Below are 16,665 nucleotides of genomic sequence, written 5' to 3' on the forward strand. Positions count from 1 at the left end.
CGGGTTTTTGTTGCTCGTCTCGCGTGTTCGTGCCACTATCTAGCACGGTAGAGTAGTTGCCCGTTCAAGAAATATTAGTTACTTTTCAGGCTCGCGAACTGGTCGAACGGGACCAGACCGCGGCAACCGTGGCTGGAGGCCGCGTAGCCGCCTCAGGACCAGTCTTCGAGAACGGGTTCGACGGCCGCCGCGAGTGACTGGAAGTCCTTCATCGTGATGCCGTCGGTGGTGACGAACACTCCGGTGTCCTCGGTGGTGATGCGGACGAGAAAGCCGTTGTCGAAGACGCGAATCGTGTAGCGGTACTCGCCCAACTCCGAGTTGTGGTAGGCGTCCTGCGTCGTCTTGAAATCGTGCCACTCGTTGCCGATGAACGAACTTAGGTCGGCGTCCTGCTGCAAGTCGCTGCGGAGATACACTTGCTCGTAGTCGAATCGGCTGAAGTAGGTGACCGATCGGAGGCTGTCGCCGACGGCGGTTCGACACGTCGTCGCGAGTCTGTCTTGTGCTTTCTCCGTGAGCAAGCCCTCACTCATACCTCCTCTGTGAGAGCCACTCACAAATAAGCGACGGCGGACGCAACTCCTCAGAAACGCCCTCGCGAGTCGATACCGAGTCTCGTTACAGAGTTATTACAACTGTGAGCATGTGACGGACTGTGACGGAACACGATTCGAGACACGGAAGTAAATCGGTAGAGAGCGACGCCCCGTCAGTCGAAGCAGACCCGCTCGGACACGCGATGCTCGACTACCGTCGGGGCGGCCTCCGAGGCGTCTGTCGTTACGTCGACGGTGCGGCGCGAACGGACGGCCGCATCGAGGAACACTACTTCTCGTCACCCGCAGACTGGTCCAATAGCTGGAAGTCGCTTCTCGACTCGCTCGACGGTCCGGTTCTCGACCTTGGTTGCGGCGCGGGCCAACACGCACTGTACCTACAGGACGATCGGGAAGTCGTCGCCGTCGACGTGAGTCCGGGGGCGGTCGAAGCCGCCCGCGACGGCGGCGTCGACGACGTTCGCGTGACGGACATGTTCGCGCTCGACTTCCCGCGGAACCGCTTTCGGTCCGTGCTTCTCAACGGGACGCAACTCGGTCTTGCGGGGTCGTTCGCGGGCGTCCGCGCCTTCCTCTCAGACCTCGCGACCGTCACCGACGAGTCGGGCGTCGCCGTCGTCGACAACTACGACCCGACCCGCCTCGACTCGGAGTCGTTCTTCGGTCATCGACCGGACCCCCGGCGCGGCGTCGCGCGTCGGGCGTTCCACGTCGAGTACCACAGGAGCGAAAACGATCGCGGTGACGAGACCGTGCGAGAAGTCGGTCGGACGCTCTCGTTTCTGCTGTTCTCCTCGGAGCGACTCGTCGATGCGACCGTCGGGACGCGGTGGCGCGTCGCCGGAGTTCTCAGAGACATCGACGAGGCCTACTACAGGGCGGTTCTCGAAAAGAGGAGATGACCCAGACGCTCACCCGAGCGTCGGTTCGACCGTCTCCAGCGCCGCGTCGAAGTGCTCCTGCGTGACGAGCACTTCGCCGGTGTGTTCGTTCGCCTCCGGCCCGTCGTAGCGCTCGGCCACATCACGGATGGCCAAGAGTGTCGCCTCGCGACAGACCGCCGCGATATCCGCGCCGGTGAAGCCGTCCATCCGCGAGACGACGTCGTCGAGGTCGATTTCGCCGTCGAGCGGTTTGTCGCGGACGTGTACGTCGAGAATCGCTCGGCGACCCACCTCGTCGGGTGCGGGCACCTCGACGTGCGACTCTAGTCGCCCCGGTCGGAGTAGCGCCGGGTCCAGCGAGTCGCGGCGGTTCGTTGCCGACAGGACGACCAGGTTGGGGTTGTCGCTGAGGCGGTCGAGTTCGGTCAGCAGTTGCGAGACGACGCGCTCGCCGACGCCGGAGTCGCCGCCGGCCATGTCTCGGTCGCCCGCGATGGCATCTATCTCGTCGAAGAAGACGATGGCCGGGGCGGCCTGTCTCGCCCGCTCGAACACCTCACGAACGGATTTCTCGCTCTCGCCGACGTACCTATCCAGCAACTCTGGCCCAGCGACGTGGATGAAGTTGACGCCGCTCTCGCCCGCGATAGCCCGCGCCAGCAGCGTCTTGCCCGTTCCCGGCGGCCCGTACAGGAGGACGCCCGACGGCGGCGCGGTGTTCGCGGCCTCGAACAGCGGAGCGTACGTCAGCGGCCACGTCACCGCGCGTTCGAGCACGTCCTTTGCCTCGTCGAGACCGCCGACGTTCTCGAACGTCGTCGTCGGCGTCTCGGCGACGTACTCGCGCATCGCGCTCGGGTCGACGGCGGCCATCGCGCCCTCGAAGTCCGCGCGGGTGATTTCGAGTTCCTCGAGTGCAATCGGCTCCGTCCCCTCTCGCGAGCGACGCAGCGCGGTCATCGCCGCCTCCTTGCCGAGCGATTCGAGGTCCGCGCCGACGAAGCCGTGGGTCCGCGACGCGATGCGGTCGAGGTCCACGTCGTCGGCCAGCGGCATGTTCCGCGTGTGGACGTCAAGAATCTCGCGCCGTCCCGCCTCGCCGGGGACGCCGATTTCGATCTCGCGGTCGAAGCGCCCGCCGCGGCGAAGCGCGGGGTCCAAATCGTCGACGCGGTTGGTCGCGCCGATGACGATGACTTCGCCTCTGGCTTCGAGACCGTCCATCAGCGAGAGCAGTTGGCCGACAATGCGGTCCTCCACGTCGCCGCCCTCGTCGCGCTTGGGGGCGATGGAGTCAATTTCGTCGAAGAAGACGATTGCCGGGGAGTTGTCGCGGGCCTCCTCGAACGTCTCGCGGAGGCGCTCCTCGGACTCGCCCTTGTACTTCGACATGATCTCCGGCCCGGAGATGGTGACGAAGTGCGCGTCCACCTCGTTGGCGACGGCTTTCGCGATGAGCGTCTTGCCCGTTCCCGGCGGCCCGTACAGGAGGACGCCCTTCGGCGGTTCGACGCCGAGTCGAGTGAACACCTCCGGTTCCGACAGGGGCAGTTCGATCATCTCGCGGACGAGTTCGAGTTCCTCGTCGAGCCCGCCGATATCTTCGTAGTTGATTCCCGTCGCCGGTTTGGCGGGACCGGGACCGGAACCGGCACTCGTGCCGACACCGGCACCAGTGTTTTCACTTGTGTCGCCGCCGGCCGTCTGCCCTCCGTCTCGCTCGGAGGGACTGTACACTCGGCTTCCGCTGCCGTCGCCCTTCTCGACGTCGACACGAACCGTCGTGGAGTCGGCGATGCGGACGGTCCCGTCGGGGGTCGTTTCGCTCACGACGAACGGCGCGTCGCCGAGCTGTTCGATGTGGACCTGCTCGCCTTGCAGCAGGGGGCGGTCCAGCAGCGCGCGCTTGAGAATGCGCCGGAGGAGGTCTTCGTCGTCGGTGCCGACGCTCGCGGAGACGATGATGGTCACGGAGCGGGCCGTCTCGACAGGAACTTTTCGCACCCGAACGCTCTCGCCGACTTTCGCGCCGGCGTTGGTCCGAGTGTCGGCGTCGACCTGGACGGTTCCGGCGGGGGCGGTCGGTCCGGCGGGCCACACTTTCGCGACCGTCTCGCGTTCGCCTTCGATGACGACGGTGTCGCCGCTGAGAACGCCGAGCGTGCGTCGAGCGGAGTCGGGGAGGCGGGCGATGCCACGGCCGGCGTCGCGCTTCTCGGCGGCGCGGACCGTGAGTTCGACGCCCGAGTCGTCGCTCATGTCACCGCCTTTGCAGTGACGGCTCTTTACGCTTCCTCACGGGCGGCCGGCGACGGCGTTGCTGCGGAAGTGGGCAATGTCATGTCGCCACGGCGTCCTGCCTCGACCCTCCGCCGGGTAACACATTTGTCGGCTGCTACCTTTATTCACAGTATGGTCGCCACGACAGAACGCGACGACATGACGTGGTACGAGTGCGAGGAGTGCGGACTCCTCTTCGAGAACGAGGCGGACGCGAAACAGCACGAGGGCAACTGCGACGCCGAGGACCCATCGTACCTCCAGTGAACCGCCGCGCCCTCGGTTGCGGGGTCGAACTACTCCTCCGACACTAACTCGAAGCTCTGTTCGCCCCAGTCGTCCTCAACGAAGACGAAGACGCGGCCGCGGGTCACCTCCGGATCGGCGTCGACTTCGGTGCGCATCCCGCCGACGCGGCGGACGACAACGCCGGGGAACAGTTCCTCCTCGTCGCCGTCGTCGAGGATGATTCGGCCGACGCCGCTGTCATCGAGGATCTCGTCGTGCGTTTTCAGGTCGTTGACGTACATCATCACTCCCTCGGTCTCGGTGGGGTCGGTGACGAGGACGTGCGTCTCCTTGCCCGGTCCGGTTCGGAGCGGGCCGCTGTGTTTCTGCGGGACGCCGCGGTACAGCGTCGTTCGACCGTCGAGATACTCGACCTCGACGCCGATGTCGAGGAGTTCGACGCCGAGCGTGCTCGGCGCGACGTCGTTGCGCGCGCTCATACCCGACGTAGAGAGGGGGCGGGCAAAAGCGTCGCGTCTCGACGACGGGTTCCGGTAGGATAGAAGCGAAATCGGCATCGACCGTCACACCTAATGTGGCGGGTCGCCGCCTCCCGCTATGCACGGCCGCGCGTCCGCCCTCGGGGCGGGAACCGTTCTGAACGCGCTCGCGACGGGTGTCGGTTCGGCGTTCGCCATTGACGCCGAGACGCGCGCGTCCATCGAACTCGACGACTCGGGCACCGTTCGCGGCGAAGTCGCCGAGGATCCCGACGCCGACACGCGACTCGTCGAACGCTGCGTCGAACACTGCGTCGAACGCTTCGGCGACGGGGAAGGCGGCGTCGTCCGCACCGAAAGCGACGTGCCGATGGCCGCTGGACTCAAGAGTTCCAGCGCCGCCGCCAACGCTACCGTGTTGGCGACGCTCTCCGCGCTCGGCGTCGAAGTCGTCGACGGCGAGGGCGACGACCCGCTCGGAGACGCCGACGAACGCGACGAACCCGTCGTGACTCGCCTCAACGCCTGTCGGATGGGCGTCGAAGCGGCCCGCGACGCGGGCGTGACGGTGACCGGCGCGTTCGACGACGCTTCCGCCAGCATGCTCGGCGGCGTCACCGTCACCGACAACCGCGAGGACGAACTGCTCGTCCGCGACGAAGTCGGGTGGAACGTGCTGGTGTGGACGCCGCCGGAGCGCGCCTACAGCGCCGACGCCGACGCCGAGCGGTGTACCCGCGTCGCCTCCGTCGCCGAGACGGTGGCGGACCTCGCGCTCGCGGGGCGGTACGCCGAGGCGATGACCGTCAACGGCTTCGCCTTCTCGGCGGCGCTCGGCTTCTCGGCCGAACCAGCGATAGAGGCGCTCCCGGACGCGGCGGGCGTCTCGTTGTCGGGCACCGGACCGAGCGTCGTCGCCGTCGGCGGTGCGGAGGCGCTCGACGGCGTCCGAAAGCGGTGGGACAAACGCCCCGGCGAGACGCTGCTGACCGAAACGCGAACTGACGGAGCACGCATCCATGACTGACGAACTCACAGAGACAGACCAGCACCGACTGCAACCCGACGAGATGAGTCTCGACGAACTCCGCGAGGAGATAGAGGATATCGACCGCGAACTCGTCGAACTCATCGCCCGCCGAACGTACGTCGCCGACACCATCGCGCAGGTGAAAGCCGAACGGGACCTCCCGACGACGGACGAGGCTCAGGAGGACAAGGTGATGGAGCGCGCCGGCGAGAACGCCGAGACGTTCGAGGTGGACGCGAATCTCGTGAAGGCGATTTTCCGGTTGCTCATCGAGTTGAACAAGGTCGAGCAGCGCGAGAGCAGGTAGCCGAATTCGGCCGTTTCAGGCCCCCTATTGACGGCTGCTGGACGAATACATCATTCGAAAGTTGCTCTTTCGATTGTCGCTCGATCAATGAGATCGAAAACGAGTGCACAAACGAACCGCTACGACGAAGAAGGTAGCTCATTCGACGCTATCGCGAATCACCATCAGCTTCACTCGACGCACGCCGTCGAAATCGCGGAGTCGGTAGGTCAGCTCGCGAACCCGCTCGGCCGACCCCCGACAGAACAGCGATTCGAGACACCACTCCCCCTGGTGGGTGTGACTCGTGTTAAGGATGACGTCCTGATACTCGTGCTGGACGGCGTGGAGTTCCCCTATCACGTCGTGGTGACGGTAGTCGAAGGCGACGAGCGCGACGACTTCCCCGGTCGTCTCTTCGAGTCGGGAGTGAGCCTCGATGTACTCCAGCATCGCTTCTCTGACCGCCCGAGACCGGTTTTCGAGTTCCTGCTCCCGCCACACCCGGTCGAACTCTTCGACGACGTCGTCGGGGATGCTGAAGCTTGTTCGCATACGTACACTGGCTCGTCACGGCTCAACAAGGTTTCTCCTGTATGACGATTCACCTGTTTCGGTAGTAACAACCGTTATCGACCCCCTTGGCCGACAGTTCGGTACCGAGATGTTACACAACGAAGCGCTCGGACCGCTCCTCGGCGCGATCGCACTAGGTGCCGTCCACGGTATCGAACCGGGGCACGGATGGCCCGTCGCCGCGTCGTACGCGCTCGACCAAGCGAACAAGTGGCTGTACGGCTTCGCGGCGAGCGTCATCCTCGGTCTCGGCCACCTCGTCAGCAGCATCGCGATGGTCGGGGCGTTCTTCTACGCGAAGTCGTACTTCAACCTCACGCAGGTCAACGAACCCATCACGATACTCGGTGGCATCCAAATCAACGGGCCGGTCAGTATCGCAGCCGGCGTCTTGCTCGTCGCGCTCGGCGTCCGCGAGTACTTCCACGGCCATTCTCACGGGAGTCACCGTGACGACCAGAGAGACGGTTCAGACCATCACTGCCGGCACTCTCACGCTGGTGAGCACGGAACCCCGCACGAGTACAAGCACAAACACGGACACTCAAACGACGACGATCACGAACTCTCGCACGACGACGCACACGTCCACGGTCATTCCCACCACCACGGCCAGTCCCACCACCACGGCGGTGGACTCATCGCCCGACTGAAGGGGTTCGTTCCGTTCGTCGGTGGCCACTCTCACTCGCGCGTCAACCCCGACGAGGCCGCCGACCGCGGGCTTCTCGGTATCGCGTGGTTCGCGTTCGTCCTCGGCTTCGCACACGAAGAGGAGTTCGAGATTATCGCGCTCTGTGCCGGGTCGACTCACTGCCTCGAACTGATGAGCGCGTACGCCATCACCGTCGTCGTCGGTATCGTCGGACTGACGATGCTGTTGATCGCGGGCTACCAGCACCACGAGGAGACTGTCGAGCGGTACACGCCGTACCTCCCGGCGTTCTCCGCCACGGTTCTCGTCCTCATGGGCGGGGGGTTCATTGTCGGCCTGTTCTGAGCCGTAGTGTCAGGAGCGCCGGGCGCGGCTATCGGTCGCACCGTCCCCGAGTCGAAAAGTCGCTTCCCGCAGCGAGTGCTACGGTCTCGTCTCCCCCTCGGAATCCACCAACCGGGGTTCGGACTGCAGACCCCGGTACGCCACGACTGCCCCCACTACGAACACCACCGACGCGAGGTAGATCGGCCCCAGATGCGTTACCCAGTTGTGCGTGAAGAGATCCATGTAGTGCATCGGCAGCGCGAGCGCCAGTCCGAGTACGGCCGCGACGACTGCCGTCGCCCACGCCCACAGCAGGCCCGATCGAACCCCGTACCACGCCAGTGCCGCGATGGCGATGCCGGTGGTGATGATGAACGCCGCGGTGGCGACGTGCAGGTGGTTGATGTAGTGCATGACGGCCGGGTCGACGGCGTCAAGGTCGGCCGGTGTGATCCCATTGAGGGTCGCGACACCGAGTTCGAAGCCTGTGCCGAAGAACGTCCTCGCGAGGAACACTACTCCGTAGCCGACGAAAGCGACGCCTGCGAGCGCCATCAGCAGAGATCCGGTTCGCGCCCCGCGGCCGAGTTCGTAGTCGGTTCCGTGCTGCTCTGCGGTTGCTTGGTCTACGCTCATGGTTTGACGGTGTCGTCCATCTCCCGGTTCAGACCTCGACCTCGGTTACGTGCCGTTGTTCGATCTCGTCGAGGCTGTACTCCTTTCCGTGCTGTTCTCTGACGTGGTCGCGCGTGATCTGCAGCAGTCGGTCTCTGTCGTTTTCCTCCGTTCGCATGAGGAAGACGCACCCCGAAACTTCCGTATCGCACGCTACTTGCAACGCTGTCGTACTCTCGTCCGTTACTCGTTCGGTATCCATCGTTTGTCTCGTCTCCCGGCGATAGAAGGCACAGTACGAGGAGATATGTAGGCATCTAGTGAACTCCGTGCAGTCGCTGGCTCCCTTGCAGACGCTGAACAGCGATCACCGCTTGCAAGTCGGTGACTGGTCACTGAACGGAGTTGGGCGAAGAACGGCAAGGGAATGTGCCGAGACGCACCGAGACGCACCGCGGTTTCGGCACCGCTCGCGACGGCGTGGTCACTCCGCAACCAGTTCGAGACCGAGGGGGCGGGCCTCGCGTCGGTAGTACTCGAAGGTCGATTCCGCCCACTCGCGTGCCTCCGGTGAGTCGGTATCGATCAATACTCGGACGATCCCGCTGTCTTGGTTGTAGCAACTGATGGCGATTCGGTCGTCGAAGAGACTGATGCCGTAAGGCGGTAACTCGTCGTGTACTCGAACCGCGAGGTTGTCGCTCTCGAGGGGTGCGGAGCAATGCTCTCGATAGGTCGAGAGGATGTACTTGGCGACGTTCGGCGGGTCGATAATCTCCGTGTGCATTCCGTCGACGATTCGCCGACGAAGTTCGTCCTTACAGGGTTCGAGCAAGGCTATGTCGAAGCCGACGAACCGAAACCGCTCCGTCTCTCGCAGCAGCGACGCGAATCGGTTGACTGGACAGTACGGAGCGTCGGCCTTCGCGACCGTCACGACTGCGTCGGAAGCCATCTCGATGGTGAAACTACCCACTTCGTCCGGAAGCCACTGCCAGGCGTCGCGGAGTTTGCGTTCGGTTTCGAATCGACCGACCAGCTCTCGCATTCCCGCCGCGACGAACACGCCGAGTTCCGTCGCTTCGTATCGGTTTTTATTTTTGCGAATCCAGCTACGCTCTTCGAACGCACGTAACGTCCGTCCGATAGTCGACGACGACGCCCCGGTCTTCGCTCGGAGGTCGGCACGGCTCCTCGGGCGGTCGGCTACTGCGTCGAGTGCGGTAACGCGGTGTTCCGACCGCGCGAGGAACGCGATGTCGTCGAGCGGTCCACTCGCGGTTTTCGGCATCATGGTAAAGATAGGCACACCCCTGATATAGCTGTTCGTCCTTTCAGCGTGGCGGACAGTTTCGGTTCAGGCGCCCCGGTCGGGGAGCGAAGCTCCCTGATAGAACAGCGCCCGGTTCTTTGCGCTTCGTCCCCGTAAACGAAGATAGTCGTTCTGCCGTCCGGTCCGTGTCAGTACTCCCAGAGTCGGTCGATTCGCGACTCGATTTCCGGGTAGTCGTCCCGCAGTTTCTCGACGCTCGTCTCGCCGCCGACGTTGACGACGTGGACCTCCCCGCGACGCCCCGAGTACACGTCCTGAAAGTCGTAGACGACGCCGACGACGTCGACGTGCTTCGGAACGTCGTCGCTCTCGACGAGGCACTCGACCTGTCTGTCGACGTTGTACTCGACCAGTCGATTTATGGCTCCCGCGCGGTCCACGTCCGAGGGGAGCGCGTCGATGCCCGCTTCGAGGCGGGGTTTCAGGAGACTGAGACAGTGTTCGATACCGGCGGCGTCAGAGACGCCGTCGGTCAACGCGTCGTACGTCGCCGTGACGGCCCCGCAACCTGTGTGTCCCATCACGACGACGATCTCCGTTCCGGTGTGTTCGACCGGATACAGGACGTCGCCGGACACCACTTCTCCGGCGTCGCTTCGCTGCACGACGCGGTTTCCGATGTTGCTACAGGTGAACAGCTCTCCCGGGTTCTCGTTGCCCCAGACGTGGTCCTGGAGGACGCGCGAGTCCGAACAGGAGACGGTGACTGCGTTCGGATGCTGGGAGTCCTGCACGTCATCGAACCGGTTCTCGAACTCGCTAGCGTGTTCAGAGTTGCGCCGCAACAACTCGACGAAAGTCCGATTCATGGTCCCGTAGACGCGCTCCTCCACCTATAATTCTTGAGTCTTGGCACCGTCGAGCGCGACGCGTACCGCCCAGCGCACCGCGCTCCCGGTTCGGGTGGGGCTGATGGGCGATGCGAGACGCCCGCGAGTGCGACCAGAACAGGTAACATCGGCCTCTCCGTCTCACGCGCATGGAACTCCCACCGTTCGAGTTGGAGCGTTGGCTCGACGAGTACGAACCGAGTGCGGACCTGATGCTCGCCGAGAGCGGCGTCCGGAGTCTTCCGGTCGACCGGTTCGACCTCGACGTCGGCGAACTGGGCTACGTCATCCCGACGGACGGCGATCCCGAGTTCAGAGCCGAAATCGGCGAGCGGTACGGTCGGACGGCCGACGAGGTCGTGCTCACCTGCGGCACCCAGGAGGCGGACTACCTCACGTTCATGGCGTTGTTGGATGCCGGAGACCACGCCGTCGTCGTCTCGCCGACGTACCAGTCGCTAAAGAGCGTCCCCGAATCGATCGGCTCGATGACCGAGGTTCGAACGGAACCGCCGAACTGGGACCTCTCCGTCGACGCCGTTGCCGACGCAATTCGCCCCGAGACGCGACTGCTGGTGTTGACGAACCCCAGCAACCCGACGGGGAAGTATCTCGGTCCGGAGACGATGGAGGCACTGTACGACCTCACGGCGGAAAACGACGCCTACCTGCTCGTCGACGAGGTGTACCGGATGCTCGTCGACGACCCGCACGCTCCCGCCGCCGCGCTCGGCCCGCGGGCGATCTCGACCGCCGGCGTCTCGAAATCCTACGGACTGGCGGGTGCGCGTGTCGGATGGACTGTCGCCGAACCCGAACTTGCCGACGCAGTCCGAAAGTGGAAAGATTACACCACCATCTCGCCGCCGATGCTCGGCCAGCACGTCGCCAAGCAGGCGCTCGGCGAACAGGAAGCCGAGATTCTGCGCGAGAACCGCGAACACGCGAAACAGAATCGAGAGCGCGTCGCGGCGTTCGTCGACGAGTACGAGTTGGAGTGGTTCGAACCGGTTGGCGTCAACGCGTTTCCGACGGTTCCGGAGGGGTTCGAGGGCGGCGAGGCGTTCTGTCGGTCGGTCTTCGAAGCCGAGAGCGTCGTCCTCGCGCCGGGCGACGTGTTCGGGTACCCCGACAGATTCCGCCTCGGCTTCGGCCTGCACACTGACGAACTGGAAGAAGGACTCGAACGCGTCGGCCGCCACATCGAGACGGTCAGAGACGAGTCCGCGTAGGCGGTCGTTGGGGTGCAAGACGCCGATTAGTTCGGCCGTACCTCCGAAACAGAGTACCGTAGTGCTCTGGAACGGAGTACCGCGGTGTAGCGTCGAGAATCAGAGCGTCGAGAGAACCGACGAAGCTACTGCCGATACGACTCGGCCAGCCCGTCGAGCGATTCGTGGTGTTCGGTCGTGTGCGGCGCGGTCAGCGGCGACACGCTGATTTTGCCGTCGACGATGGCGCGGCGGTCGGTGCCGTCGGGGTCCGGAATGTCGTCGTTTCGCATTCGCGTCCAGACGCGGTCGGTGAGCGTGATGTGCCCGTTCTCCGCGTCGTGTTCGGCGGTCATCTCGTACATCGTCGACGGGCGCGTCACCTGCATCGGCGCGGGACCGTCGTCCGGCAGCGGTGCGTTGACATTGAGGTACTCCGCGTGCTCGAAGACGCCCGCGTCGAAGGCTCTCTCGACGAGGTAGGTGGTGGCGTCCGTCGCCTCCCGAAAGTCTTCGGTGTCCGTTGCGGCCTCCTCCCACGGCACTTCGCCGGCGGGAATGTACAGCGAGACGGCGATGGCGGGCACGTCGAAGAAGGCGGCTTCGACGGCGGCGCTGACGGTCCCGGAGCGCCCGAGAACGTACGCTCCGAGGTTCGCGCCCTTGTTGCACCCGGCGACGACCATGTCCACGTCGGGGCAGAGAGATTCGAGACCCACGACCGTACAGTCGGCGGGCGTCCCCTCGATGGCGTAGCCCAGTTCGTGTTCGGTCACGTCGACGCGGTGAGACATCTTCCGACCGACGGCGCTCTGGTCGTCGGCGGGGGCGACGGCGGTCACGTCGGCCACCTCCGAGAGCGCGTCGTACAGCGCGACGAACCCGACGCTCTCGATGCCGTCGTCGTTCGTCAAGAGGATGCGAGGCCTATCCATGTCGGACACTCACGCGGCGGCCGCAAAAGCCCTCCGTTCGCTGTCGGTTTGGCGATCGGCGAAGCGCCGCGTGAGTAGCCGCTGCCGTTCGAGTCGACACCACCGTGTGAGTCGACGTCGTGCGAGTTGACACTGCCGTTCGAGCCGACACACCAAGCGTTTCGACACAGAGTCGGAACGCACACAAAGCAGCGGACGTATGACCCCCTATGGGACTCGGAAATACGGCACGGACGCTGCAGAAAGTCGCCGATATGGGCGAGGATGTGTACAAACGACTGAACGAGGTCCGCGAGCAGATGAAGGCGATGCAGGACACGGTCGCGGAGACGAACAACCGCGTTTCGACGCTGGAGGCGGAGGTTGCCGAACAGCGCGCGCTCCTCGAAGCCGTCGCGGAGGCACAGGATATCGACGTGGACGCGGTGACCGCCGAGGCGCACATCGCCGAGGCCGAAGACGAAGCGGCCGACGCCGAGGCGAGCACCGCCGACAGCGAACGGTCGGAAGACGGTGAGGCGGTCTCCGACGATTCGTCAGCCCACGAAGACGGCGCCCCGACCACGACGGACGGCGCGTAGCCCACCGGTTCTCATTTTCGCCACCGCGTCGCGGGCGATGGTAACACTAAGGTCCGGGGGCAACTTTTGCCAGCGCATGACCACCCACGCCGCCCCGCTCGACTCGGTGCTGGACGCCATCGCCGAGACGCCGCTCGTCTCGGTGCACGCCGCCCCCGAAGCGGTGCCCGTTTACGCCAAACTGGAGTCGTTCAACCCTGGCGCGAGCGTCAAGGACCGCATCGGGAAGTACATGCTCGAACGGATGCTCGAACGCGGCGACGTCGCCCCCGGCGGCACGGTCATCGAACCGACGGCGGGCAACACCGGCATCGGTATCGCCGTCGCCGCCGGGCAGCTAGATTTGAACGCCGTCTTCGTCGTCCCCGAGCGCTTCAGCGTCGAGAAGCAGCAGTTGATGCGTGCGCTCGGCGCAGAAGTCGTCAACACGCCCAGCGAGGACGGGATGGGCCGCGCCATCGACCGCGCCCACGAACTCGCCGAGGAGTTGGACGACGCCGTCGTCCCCCAGCAGTTCTCGAACCCGCTGAACACGGAGGCGCACTACGAGACGACGGGTCCGGAGGTGTACGAGGCGCTCGACGACGAGGTCGGTGCAATCGTCGCCGGCTGTGGGACGGCGGGGACGCTGATGGGGATGGCGCGCTACGGCCGAGAGCGGCATCCGGACACCCACGTCGTCGCCGTCGAACCGCAGGGGTCGCTCTACCGGACGCTCACGGGGAAAGAGGCCGAGGAAGGCGAGTACAAGACCGAGGGAATCGGCACACACGACCCGACGACGAACGAACTGTTCGACCCGGAACTCGTCGACGACGTGGTCGCCGTCGCCGACTGCGACATCCACGCGGAGATGCAGCGACTCGCCGCCGAGGAGGGTCACCTCGTCGCCTCCAGCGCGGCCGCCAACAGCCTCGTCGCGCGTGACGTGGCCGAAGCCATCGCGGCGGGCGAAATCGACGCGCCGTACGACACCGTGGTGACGGTGTTTCCGGACTCCAGCGAGCGCTATCTCTCGAAACGCGTCTACGGATCCTTCGAGGAGTGGGAAAATTGAATACGTAATTTCGCGTGTTTTTGTATGGGTCGAGAGAGTGTATCTATTACAAAGTCGTTCTCTAGTTCGTTGTCGACTACCGTTGCTGAGATAAATACCAGACCACAGAATTTCTGACGAAGAGAACCCCTCTAACAGCGGAGGGTTAATAAGTTAGAGTGGCCCGCTACAGGGTAATGGAACGCAACCCGTTGACCGAGGCACTTCGGGAAACACTCACACTCTTCGACAGCGGCGGGCCTCCGAAGACGACGACCGAGGTGGCGGAACACCTCGGTCTCGGTCGACGGACTACGTACGAACGTTTGGAACGCCTCGTCGACCAGGGTCGACTTGCTACCAAGAAAGTCGGTGGGAACGGACGGGTGTGGTGGCGACCCTTCCAGGATGCGGCGCTCGAGACGACATCCGGCACGACGGACGTCGGGAATGACTCGTGTCCGCCCCCCGCCATCGAGAGTCTCGCCCCCCTCGGGACCGTCCTCGACACCGCTGATGTCGGCGTCTTCGTCCTCGACGCCGACTTCGACGTCGCGTGGATCGACGCGACGGTCGAGCGGTACTTCAGTCTCGACCGCGAGACCGCGGTCGGTCGGGACAAGCGCGAGCTAATCCGGGACGAGATTCGAGACGTCGTCGCCGACTCCGGAGCCTCCAGGTGCGGATCGAAGAGAGCAACGCGGAGATCGATGTGAAATCACTCCCGACGATTACCGCCGACCGCAAGCAGCTAGCGCAGGTGTTCCAGAACCTGATCTCGAACGCGATCGAGTACTGCGACGAGGATCCGCCGCAGATCGAGATCGGTGCCGAGCGAAACGATGGAGAGTGGGAGCTCAGAGTAACTGACAACGGTATCGGAATGAGACCCGAGCAGACTGAGGCCATCTTCGATATCTTCCAGCGATTTCACACCCAAGACGAGTACCCCGGAACTGGGATCGGACTGTCGCTCTGCGAGAAAATCGTCGAACGTCACGGCGGCGAAATCTGGGTCGAGTCCGAACCCGACGAGGGATCCACGTTCTACTTCACCATTCCAACTACCGAAGGAGACTGTCGTTCGATTTGAGTGATACCGCTCGGCGTTCGGCACGCCATTCCGTTCTCGTTCTGAGTCCGTGCTTTCATCGCCTTCTACCGTTCGTAGCGCTTCTGCGGTAGTAGTTTCCTCGCGTTCGTAGTCGAACGTCAGTCGACGTGCGTGGCGTCCCGATAGACGCCATCGGCCCACCCGCGGAGGACGTCCCGGACGGCTTCGAGGTCTTTCGGGTCGTCCGCCGGGCGCTCGGTGACGACGGTCCACCCCTCCTCGGGGTCGTAGCCGAGTCCGTACAGCGTCTCCTCGTTCTGGAGCGCGAGCAGTCTGATTCTGGGTTCCTGCGCGACGAGCGCCATCGGGGCCGCCTCGGTGATGGTGTCGCTCTCGCGGAGCGCTCGCAGTTCGGCGTCGGTCAGCGCCCGGTCGGGCAACGACTCGAACAGTCTCATACTGCTCGGTAGTTGCGACGGAAAGAAGAGTGCCGCGTTTCCGCCTGTCTTCCTGTTGTCCGCACCGAGTCAGTCCATCAGCCGACCGTGTTCGACTTTCATACAGTGGTCTTGCGTGATTTCGAGTCCGGCTTCCTCCGCGCGGGCGGCGGCCTCGTCGTCGCTGATTCCGAGCTGGAGCCAGATCGCTTTCACGTCGCCGCGCTCCTTCTTGCGGGCGACGACTTCGTTGACGATGCCCGCGACTTCCTCGCTCGGGCGAAACACGTCCACGAGGTCGATTTCCTCCTCGACGTTACCTATCGAGTCGTACGCCTCCCGGCCGAGAATCTCGTCGGCGTAGGGGTTGACCGGAATCACGTCGTACTCGCGTTCTTGGAGGTACGCCGGGATGTCGTGGGCGGCTTTTCCGGGCGTCGACGAACAGCCGACGACCGCTACGGTGTCGTAGTTGAGTAGCTTTCGCAGTCCGTCGTCGTCGGTGATTGGCATACCTAGACGTGGGAGGCTGCGAGCAAAAGCCTTGGCGGCGGGCGGTGATTCGAACTGTGGGGTTCAGAGACGAAGCGTCGGCGGCGCGTCCTCGCTGGTCGTGACGATGCCGTCGAAAAGCTGTTTGAGCGTGTTCTGCGTTCGGTCGTCGTGGACCGTCGAGTCCATGCAGAACAGTCCCAGACCGTCGACGCTCTGAATTCGTCCCGTAAAGACGTGGAGGAAGCGAAACACCGTCTGAAGGTTCGAGTACATCAGAAGCGTCGAGAGCGAGTGGACTGCGATGCGGTTCCGCGCGACGTTCTGCTCGGCGTAGAACGCCTGGAGAAACTCCGAGAGCTTGATACCGATGCCCGTCATGTCGACCGGCGACGAGGTGTACTTCACCCGGTCGTCGTCCCGCGCGTCGCCGACGCCGCGCTGCCGGGTGACGCAGTCGACGACGGCGACTGGACGGTCGTCGTAGGCGATTCGCTCGCCGAACTCTTCGAGAACGCGCGTGGCGCTGTCTTTCGTCGTTACGAAGATGCAGCCGTCGCCGGCACTGGCTCCGGATGCGAGGATGTCCAACGCAATCGTTCGCTTTCCGGTGAGCGGCGGACCGGAGACGAGAAGGTTCGTTCCCGGTTCGACCTGCTCGTCGAGGACGGGTGAGAGGTCATACATGCGCGCTGCTCACCACCAAGTGCACTGGTCGAGGATAGCGGTCAGCGTGGCACAATGCCTCACCCGGAGTCATAGGGTGATCTGACCATATAGTGTCCCGATATTATTCTTTTTGATTAGGTAGCATC

The 16,665-nt window shown here is 64.2% G+C and carries 22 protein-coding genes; 10 read left to right on the forward strand and 12 right to left on the reverse strand.

The window, feature by feature from the left end; all coding sequences use genetic code 11:
* Nucleotides 1-152: 152 nt before the first annotated feature.
* Nucleotides 153-536: a DUF7522 family protein gene (locus LAQ58_RS07180; protein ID WP_224449916.1), complete on the reverse strand. Its 384-nt coding sequence runs from the start codon at nt 534-536 to the stop codon at nt 153-155.
* 122 nt (nt 537-658) lie between these two features.
* Between LAQ58_RS07180 and LAQ58_RS07185 the strand changes: the two genes are divergently transcribed.
* On the forward strand, nt 659-1,462 hold the full coding sequence (locus tag LAQ58_RS07185; RefSeq protein ID WP_224449917.1) for a methyltransferase domain-containing protein: 804 nt from the start codon (nt 659-661) through the stop codon (nt 1,460-1,462).
* Nucleotides 1,463-1,471: 9 nt separating this feature from the next.
* Here the strand turns inward: LAQ58_RS07185 and LAQ58_RS07190 are convergent, their stop codons facing one another.
* Complete coding sequence (locus tag LAQ58_RS07190) at nt 1,472-3,703, reverse strand: AAA family ATPase (RefSeq protein WP_224449918.1); 2,232 nt, start codon at nt 3,701-3,703, stop codon at nt 1,472-1,474.
* A gap of 153 nt (nt 3,704-3,856) precedes the next feature.
* Here LAQ58_RS07190 and LAQ58_RS18900 point away from each other — a divergent pair, with 153 nt between their 5' ends.
* Nucleotides 3,857-3,991, forward strand: coding sequence for a DUF7128 family protein (locus LAQ58_RS18900; RefSeq protein WP_255595036.1), 135 nt, complete (start codon nt 3,857-3,859; stop codon nt 3,989-3,991).
* A gap of 29 nt (nt 3,992-4,020) precedes the next feature.
* Here LAQ58_RS18900 and LAQ58_RS07195 read toward each other — a convergent pair whose 3' ends face one another.
* On the reverse strand, nt 4,021-4,452 hold the full coding sequence (locus LAQ58_RS07195) for a DUF5796 family protein (RefSeq protein WP_224449919.1): 432 nt from the start codon (nt 4,450-4,452) through the stop codon (nt 4,021-4,023).
* A gap of 118 nt (nt 4,453-4,570) precedes the next feature.
* Here LAQ58_RS07195 and LAQ58_RS07200 point away from each other — a divergent pair, with 118 nt between their 5' ends.
* Both LAQ58_RS07200 and LAQ58_RS07205 read left to right on the forward strand, forming a co-directional pair.
* Nucleotides 4,571-5,479, forward strand: a complete 909-nt coding sequence (locus LAQ58_RS07200) for a shikimate kinase (protein WP_224449920.1) — start codon at nt 4,571-4,573, stop codon at nt 5,477-5,479.
* Nucleotides 5,472-5,789 carry a chorismate mutase gene (locus tag LAQ58_RS07205; RefSeq protein ID WP_224449921.1) on the forward strand — a complete coding sequence of 106 codons (318 nt, stop codon included), beginning with the start codon at nt 5,472-5,474 and terminating at the stop codon, nt 5,787-5,789. The genes LAQ58_RS07200 and LAQ58_RS07205 overlap by 8 nt, the downstream gene beginning before the upstream one ends.
* A gap of 138 nt (nt 5,790-5,927) precedes the next feature.
* On the opposite strand, the gene LAQ58_RS07210 is transcribed toward LAQ58_RS07205, so the two are convergent.
* Nucleotides 5,928-6,323: a CopG family ribbon-helix-helix protein gene (locus LAQ58_RS07210; protein ID WP_224449922.1), complete on the reverse strand. Its 396-nt coding sequence runs from the start codon at nt 6,321-6,323 to the stop codon at nt 5,928-5,930.
* 109 nt (nt 6,324-6,432) lie between these two features.
* Between LAQ58_RS07210 and LAQ58_RS07215 the strand changes: the two genes are divergently transcribed.
* Nucleotides 6,433-7,344: a sulfite exporter TauE/SafE family protein gene (locus tag LAQ58_RS07215; RefSeq protein ID WP_224449923.1), complete on the forward strand. Its 912-nt coding sequence runs from the start codon at nt 6,433-6,435 to the stop codon at nt 7,342-7,344.
* Between the two features lie 78 nt (nt 7,345-7,422).
* On the opposite strand, the gene LAQ58_RS07220 is transcribed toward LAQ58_RS07215, so the two are convergent.
* The 4 genes from LAQ58_RS07220 to LAQ58_RS07230 all read right to left on the reverse strand — a co-directional run bounded on the left by LAQ58_RS07220 (nt 7,423) and on the right by LAQ58_RS07230 (nt 10,083).
* The gene (locus LAQ58_RS07220; protein WP_224449924.1) at nt 7,423-7,962 is read right to left on the reverse strand and encodes a hypothetical protein; all 540 of its coding nucleotides are present in this window, start codon (nt 7,960-7,962) and stop codon (nt 7,423-7,425) included.
* A 28-nt stretch (nt 7,963-7,990) separates the two neighbouring features.
* Nucleotides 7,991-8,203, reverse strand: a complete 213-nt coding sequence (locus tag LAQ58_RS19065) for a hypothetical protein (protein WP_425490697.1) — start codon at nt 8,201-8,203, stop codon at nt 7,991-7,993.
* 222 nt (nt 8,204-8,425) lie between these two features.
* Nucleotides 8,426-9,235 carry a helix-turn-helix transcriptional regulator gene (locus LAQ58_RS07225; RefSeq protein WP_224449925.1) on the reverse strand — a complete coding sequence of 270 codons (810 nt, stop codon included), beginning with the start codon at nt 9,233-9,235 and terminating at the stop codon, nt 8,426-8,428.
* Nucleotides 9,236-9,402: 167 nt separating this feature from the next.
* The gene (locus LAQ58_RS07230) at nt 9,403-10,083 is read right to left on the reverse strand and encodes a carbonic anhydrase (protein ID WP_224449926.1); all 681 of its coding nucleotides are present in this window, start codon (nt 10,081-10,083) and stop codon (nt 9,403-9,405) included.
* A 170-nt stretch (nt 10,084-10,253) separates the two neighbouring features.
* Here LAQ58_RS07230 and LAQ58_RS07235 point away from each other — a divergent pair, with 170 nt between their 5' ends.
* A complete protein-coding gene (locus tag LAQ58_RS07235) occupies nt 10,254-11,336 on the forward strand; it encodes an aminotransferase class I/II-fold pyridoxal phosphate-dependent enzyme (protein ID WP_224449927.1) in 1,083 nt (360 codons plus the stop codon).
* Nucleotides 11,337-11,461: 125 nt separating this feature from the next.
* On the opposite strand, the gene surE is transcribed toward LAQ58_RS07235, so the two are convergent.
* Nucleotides 11,462-12,250, reverse strand: a complete 789-nt coding sequence (gene surE, locus LAQ58_RS07240) for a 5'/3'-nucleotidase SurE (protein ID WP_224449928.1) — start codon at nt 12,248-12,250, stop codon at nt 11,462-11,464.
* A 209-nt stretch (nt 12,251-12,459) separates the two neighbouring features.
* On the opposite strand from surE, the gene LAQ58_RS07245 reads away from it, so the two are divergent.
* The 4 genes from LAQ58_RS07245 to LAQ58_RS07260 all read left to right on the forward strand — a co-directional run bounded on the left by LAQ58_RS07245 (nt 12,460) and on the right by LAQ58_RS07260 (nt 14,960).
* Complete coding sequence (locus tag LAQ58_RS07245) at nt 12,460-12,831, forward strand: DUF5798 family protein (RefSeq protein WP_224449929.1); 372 nt, start codon at nt 12,460-12,462, stop codon at nt 12,829-12,831.
* A gap of 76 nt (nt 12,832-12,907) precedes the next feature.
* Nucleotides 12,908-13,888 (forward strand): PLP-dependent cysteine synthase family protein, encoded by a 981-nt coding sequence (locus tag LAQ58_RS07250; RefSeq protein WP_224449930.1) that lies wholly within the window; start codon nt 12,908-12,910, stop codon nt 13,886-13,888.
* Nucleotides 13,889-14,193: 305 nt separating this feature from the next.
* On the forward strand, nt 14,194-14,583 hold the full coding sequence (locus LAQ58_RS07255; protein WP_224449931.1) for a PAS domain-containing protein: 390 nt from the start codon (nt 14,194-14,196) through the stop codon (nt 14,581-14,583).
* Nucleotides 14,580-14,960 (forward strand): sensor histidine kinase, encoded by a 381-nt coding sequence (locus LAQ58_RS07260; RefSeq protein WP_224449932.1) that lies wholly within the window; start codon nt 14,580-14,582, stop codon nt 14,958-14,960. The genes LAQ58_RS07255 and LAQ58_RS07260 overlap by 4 nt, the downstream gene beginning before the upstream one ends.
* Before the next feature lie 119 nt (nt 14,961-15,079).
* On the opposite strand, the gene LAQ58_RS07265 is transcribed toward LAQ58_RS07260, so the two are convergent.
* The 3 genes from LAQ58_RS07265 to LAQ58_RS07275 form a co-directional block, all read right to left on the reverse strand.
* Nucleotides 15,080-15,379 carry a DUF7964 domain-containing protein gene (locus LAQ58_RS07265; RefSeq protein WP_224449933.1) on the reverse strand — a complete coding sequence of 100 codons (300 nt, stop codon included), beginning with the start codon at nt 15,377-15,379 and terminating at the stop codon, nt 15,080-15,082.
* A 69-nt stretch (nt 15,380-15,448) separates the two neighbouring features.
* Nucleotides 15,449-15,871 (reverse strand): CoA-binding protein, encoded by a 423-nt coding sequence (locus LAQ58_RS07270; protein WP_224449934.1) that lies wholly within the window; start codon nt 15,869-15,871, stop codon nt 15,449-15,451.
* 63 nt (nt 15,872-15,934) lie between these two features.
* Complete coding sequence (locus LAQ58_RS07275) at nt 15,935-16,537, reverse strand: RAD55 family ATPase (RefSeq protein WP_224449935.1); 603 nt, start codon at nt 16,535-16,537, stop codon at nt 15,935-15,937.
* Between the last annotated feature and the right edge of the window lie 128 nt (nt 16,538-16,665).

The sequence above is a fragment of the Haloprofundus salilacus genome (assembly GCF_020150815.1).
Taxonomy (GTDB): Archaea; Halobacteriota; Halobacteria; order Halobacteriales; family Haloferacaceae; genus Haloprofundus; species Haloprofundus salilacus.

Coding starts and splice junctions, on each gene's coding strand:
- surE (WP_224449928.1), bottom strand. CDS start 12,250: ATGGATAGGCCTCGCATCCTCTTGACGAACGACGACGGCATCGAGAGC.
- LAQ58_RS07250 (WP_224449930.1), top strand. CDS start 12,908: ATGACCACCCACGCCGCCCCGCTCGACTCGGTGCTGGACGCCATCGCC.
- LAQ58_RS07275 (WP_224449935.1), bottom strand. CDS start 16,537: ATGTATGACCTCTCACCCGTCCTCGACGAGCAGGTCGAACCGGGAACG.
- LAQ58_RS07195 (WP_224449919.1), bottom strand. CDS start 4,452: ATGAGCGCGCGCAACGACGTCGCGCCGAGCACGCTCGGCGTCGAACTC.
- LAQ58_RS07225 (WP_224449925.1), bottom strand. CDS start 9,235: ATGATGCCGAAAACCGCGAGTGGACCGCTCGACGACATCGCGTTCCTC.
- LAQ58_RS07265 (WP_224449933.1), bottom strand. CDS start 15,379: ATGAGACTGTTCGAGTCGTTGCCCGACCGGGCGCTGACCGACGCCGAA.
- LAQ58_RS07220 (WP_224449924.1), bottom strand. CDS start 7,962: ATGAGCGTAGACCAAGCAACCGCAGAGCAGCACGGAACCGACTACGAA.
- LAQ58_RS07190 (WP_224449918.1), bottom strand. CDS start 3,703: ATGAGCGACGACTCGGGCGTCGAACTCACGGTCCGCGCCGCCGAGAAG.
- LAQ58_RS07200 (WP_224449920.1), top strand. CDS start 4,571: ATGCACGGCCGCGCGTCCGCCCTCGGGGCGGGAACCGTTCTGAACGCG.
- LAQ58_RS07215 (WP_224449923.1), top strand. CDS start 6,433: ATGTTACACAACGAAGCGCTCGGACCGCTCCTCGGCGCGATCGCACTA.
- LAQ58_RS07205 (WP_224449921.1), top strand. CDS start 5,472: ATGACTGACGAACTCACAGAGACAGACCAGCACCGACTGCAACCCGAC.
- LAQ58_RS07180 (WP_224449916.1), bottom strand. CDS start 536: ATGAGTGAGGGCTTGCTCACGGAGAAAGCACAAGACAGACTCGCGACG.
- LAQ58_RS07245 (WP_224449929.1), top strand. CDS start 12,460: ATGGGACTCGGAAATACGGCACGGACGCTGCAGAAAGTCGCCGATATG.
- LAQ58_RS19065 (WP_425490697.1), bottom strand. CDS start 8,203: ATGGATACCGAACGAGTAACGGACGAGAGTACGACAGCGTTGCAAGTA.
- LAQ58_RS07270 (WP_224449934.1), bottom strand. CDS start 15,871: ATGCCAATCACCGACGACGACGGACTGCGAAAGCTACTCAACTACGAC.
- LAQ58_RS18900 (WP_255595036.1), top strand. CDS start 3,857: ATGGTCGCCACGACAGAACGCGACGACATGACGTGGTACGAGTGCGAG.
- LAQ58_RS07210 (WP_224449922.1), bottom strand. CDS start 6,323: ATGCGAACAAGCTTCAGCATCCCCGACGACGTCGTCGAAGAGTTCGAC.
- LAQ58_RS07235 (WP_224449927.1), top strand. CDS start 10,254: ATGGAACTCCCACCGTTCGAGTTGGAGCGTTGGCTCGACGAGTACGAA.
- LAQ58_RS07230 (WP_224449926.1), bottom strand. CDS start 10,083: ATGAATCGGACTTTCGTCGAGTTGTTGCGGCGCAACTCTGAACACGCT.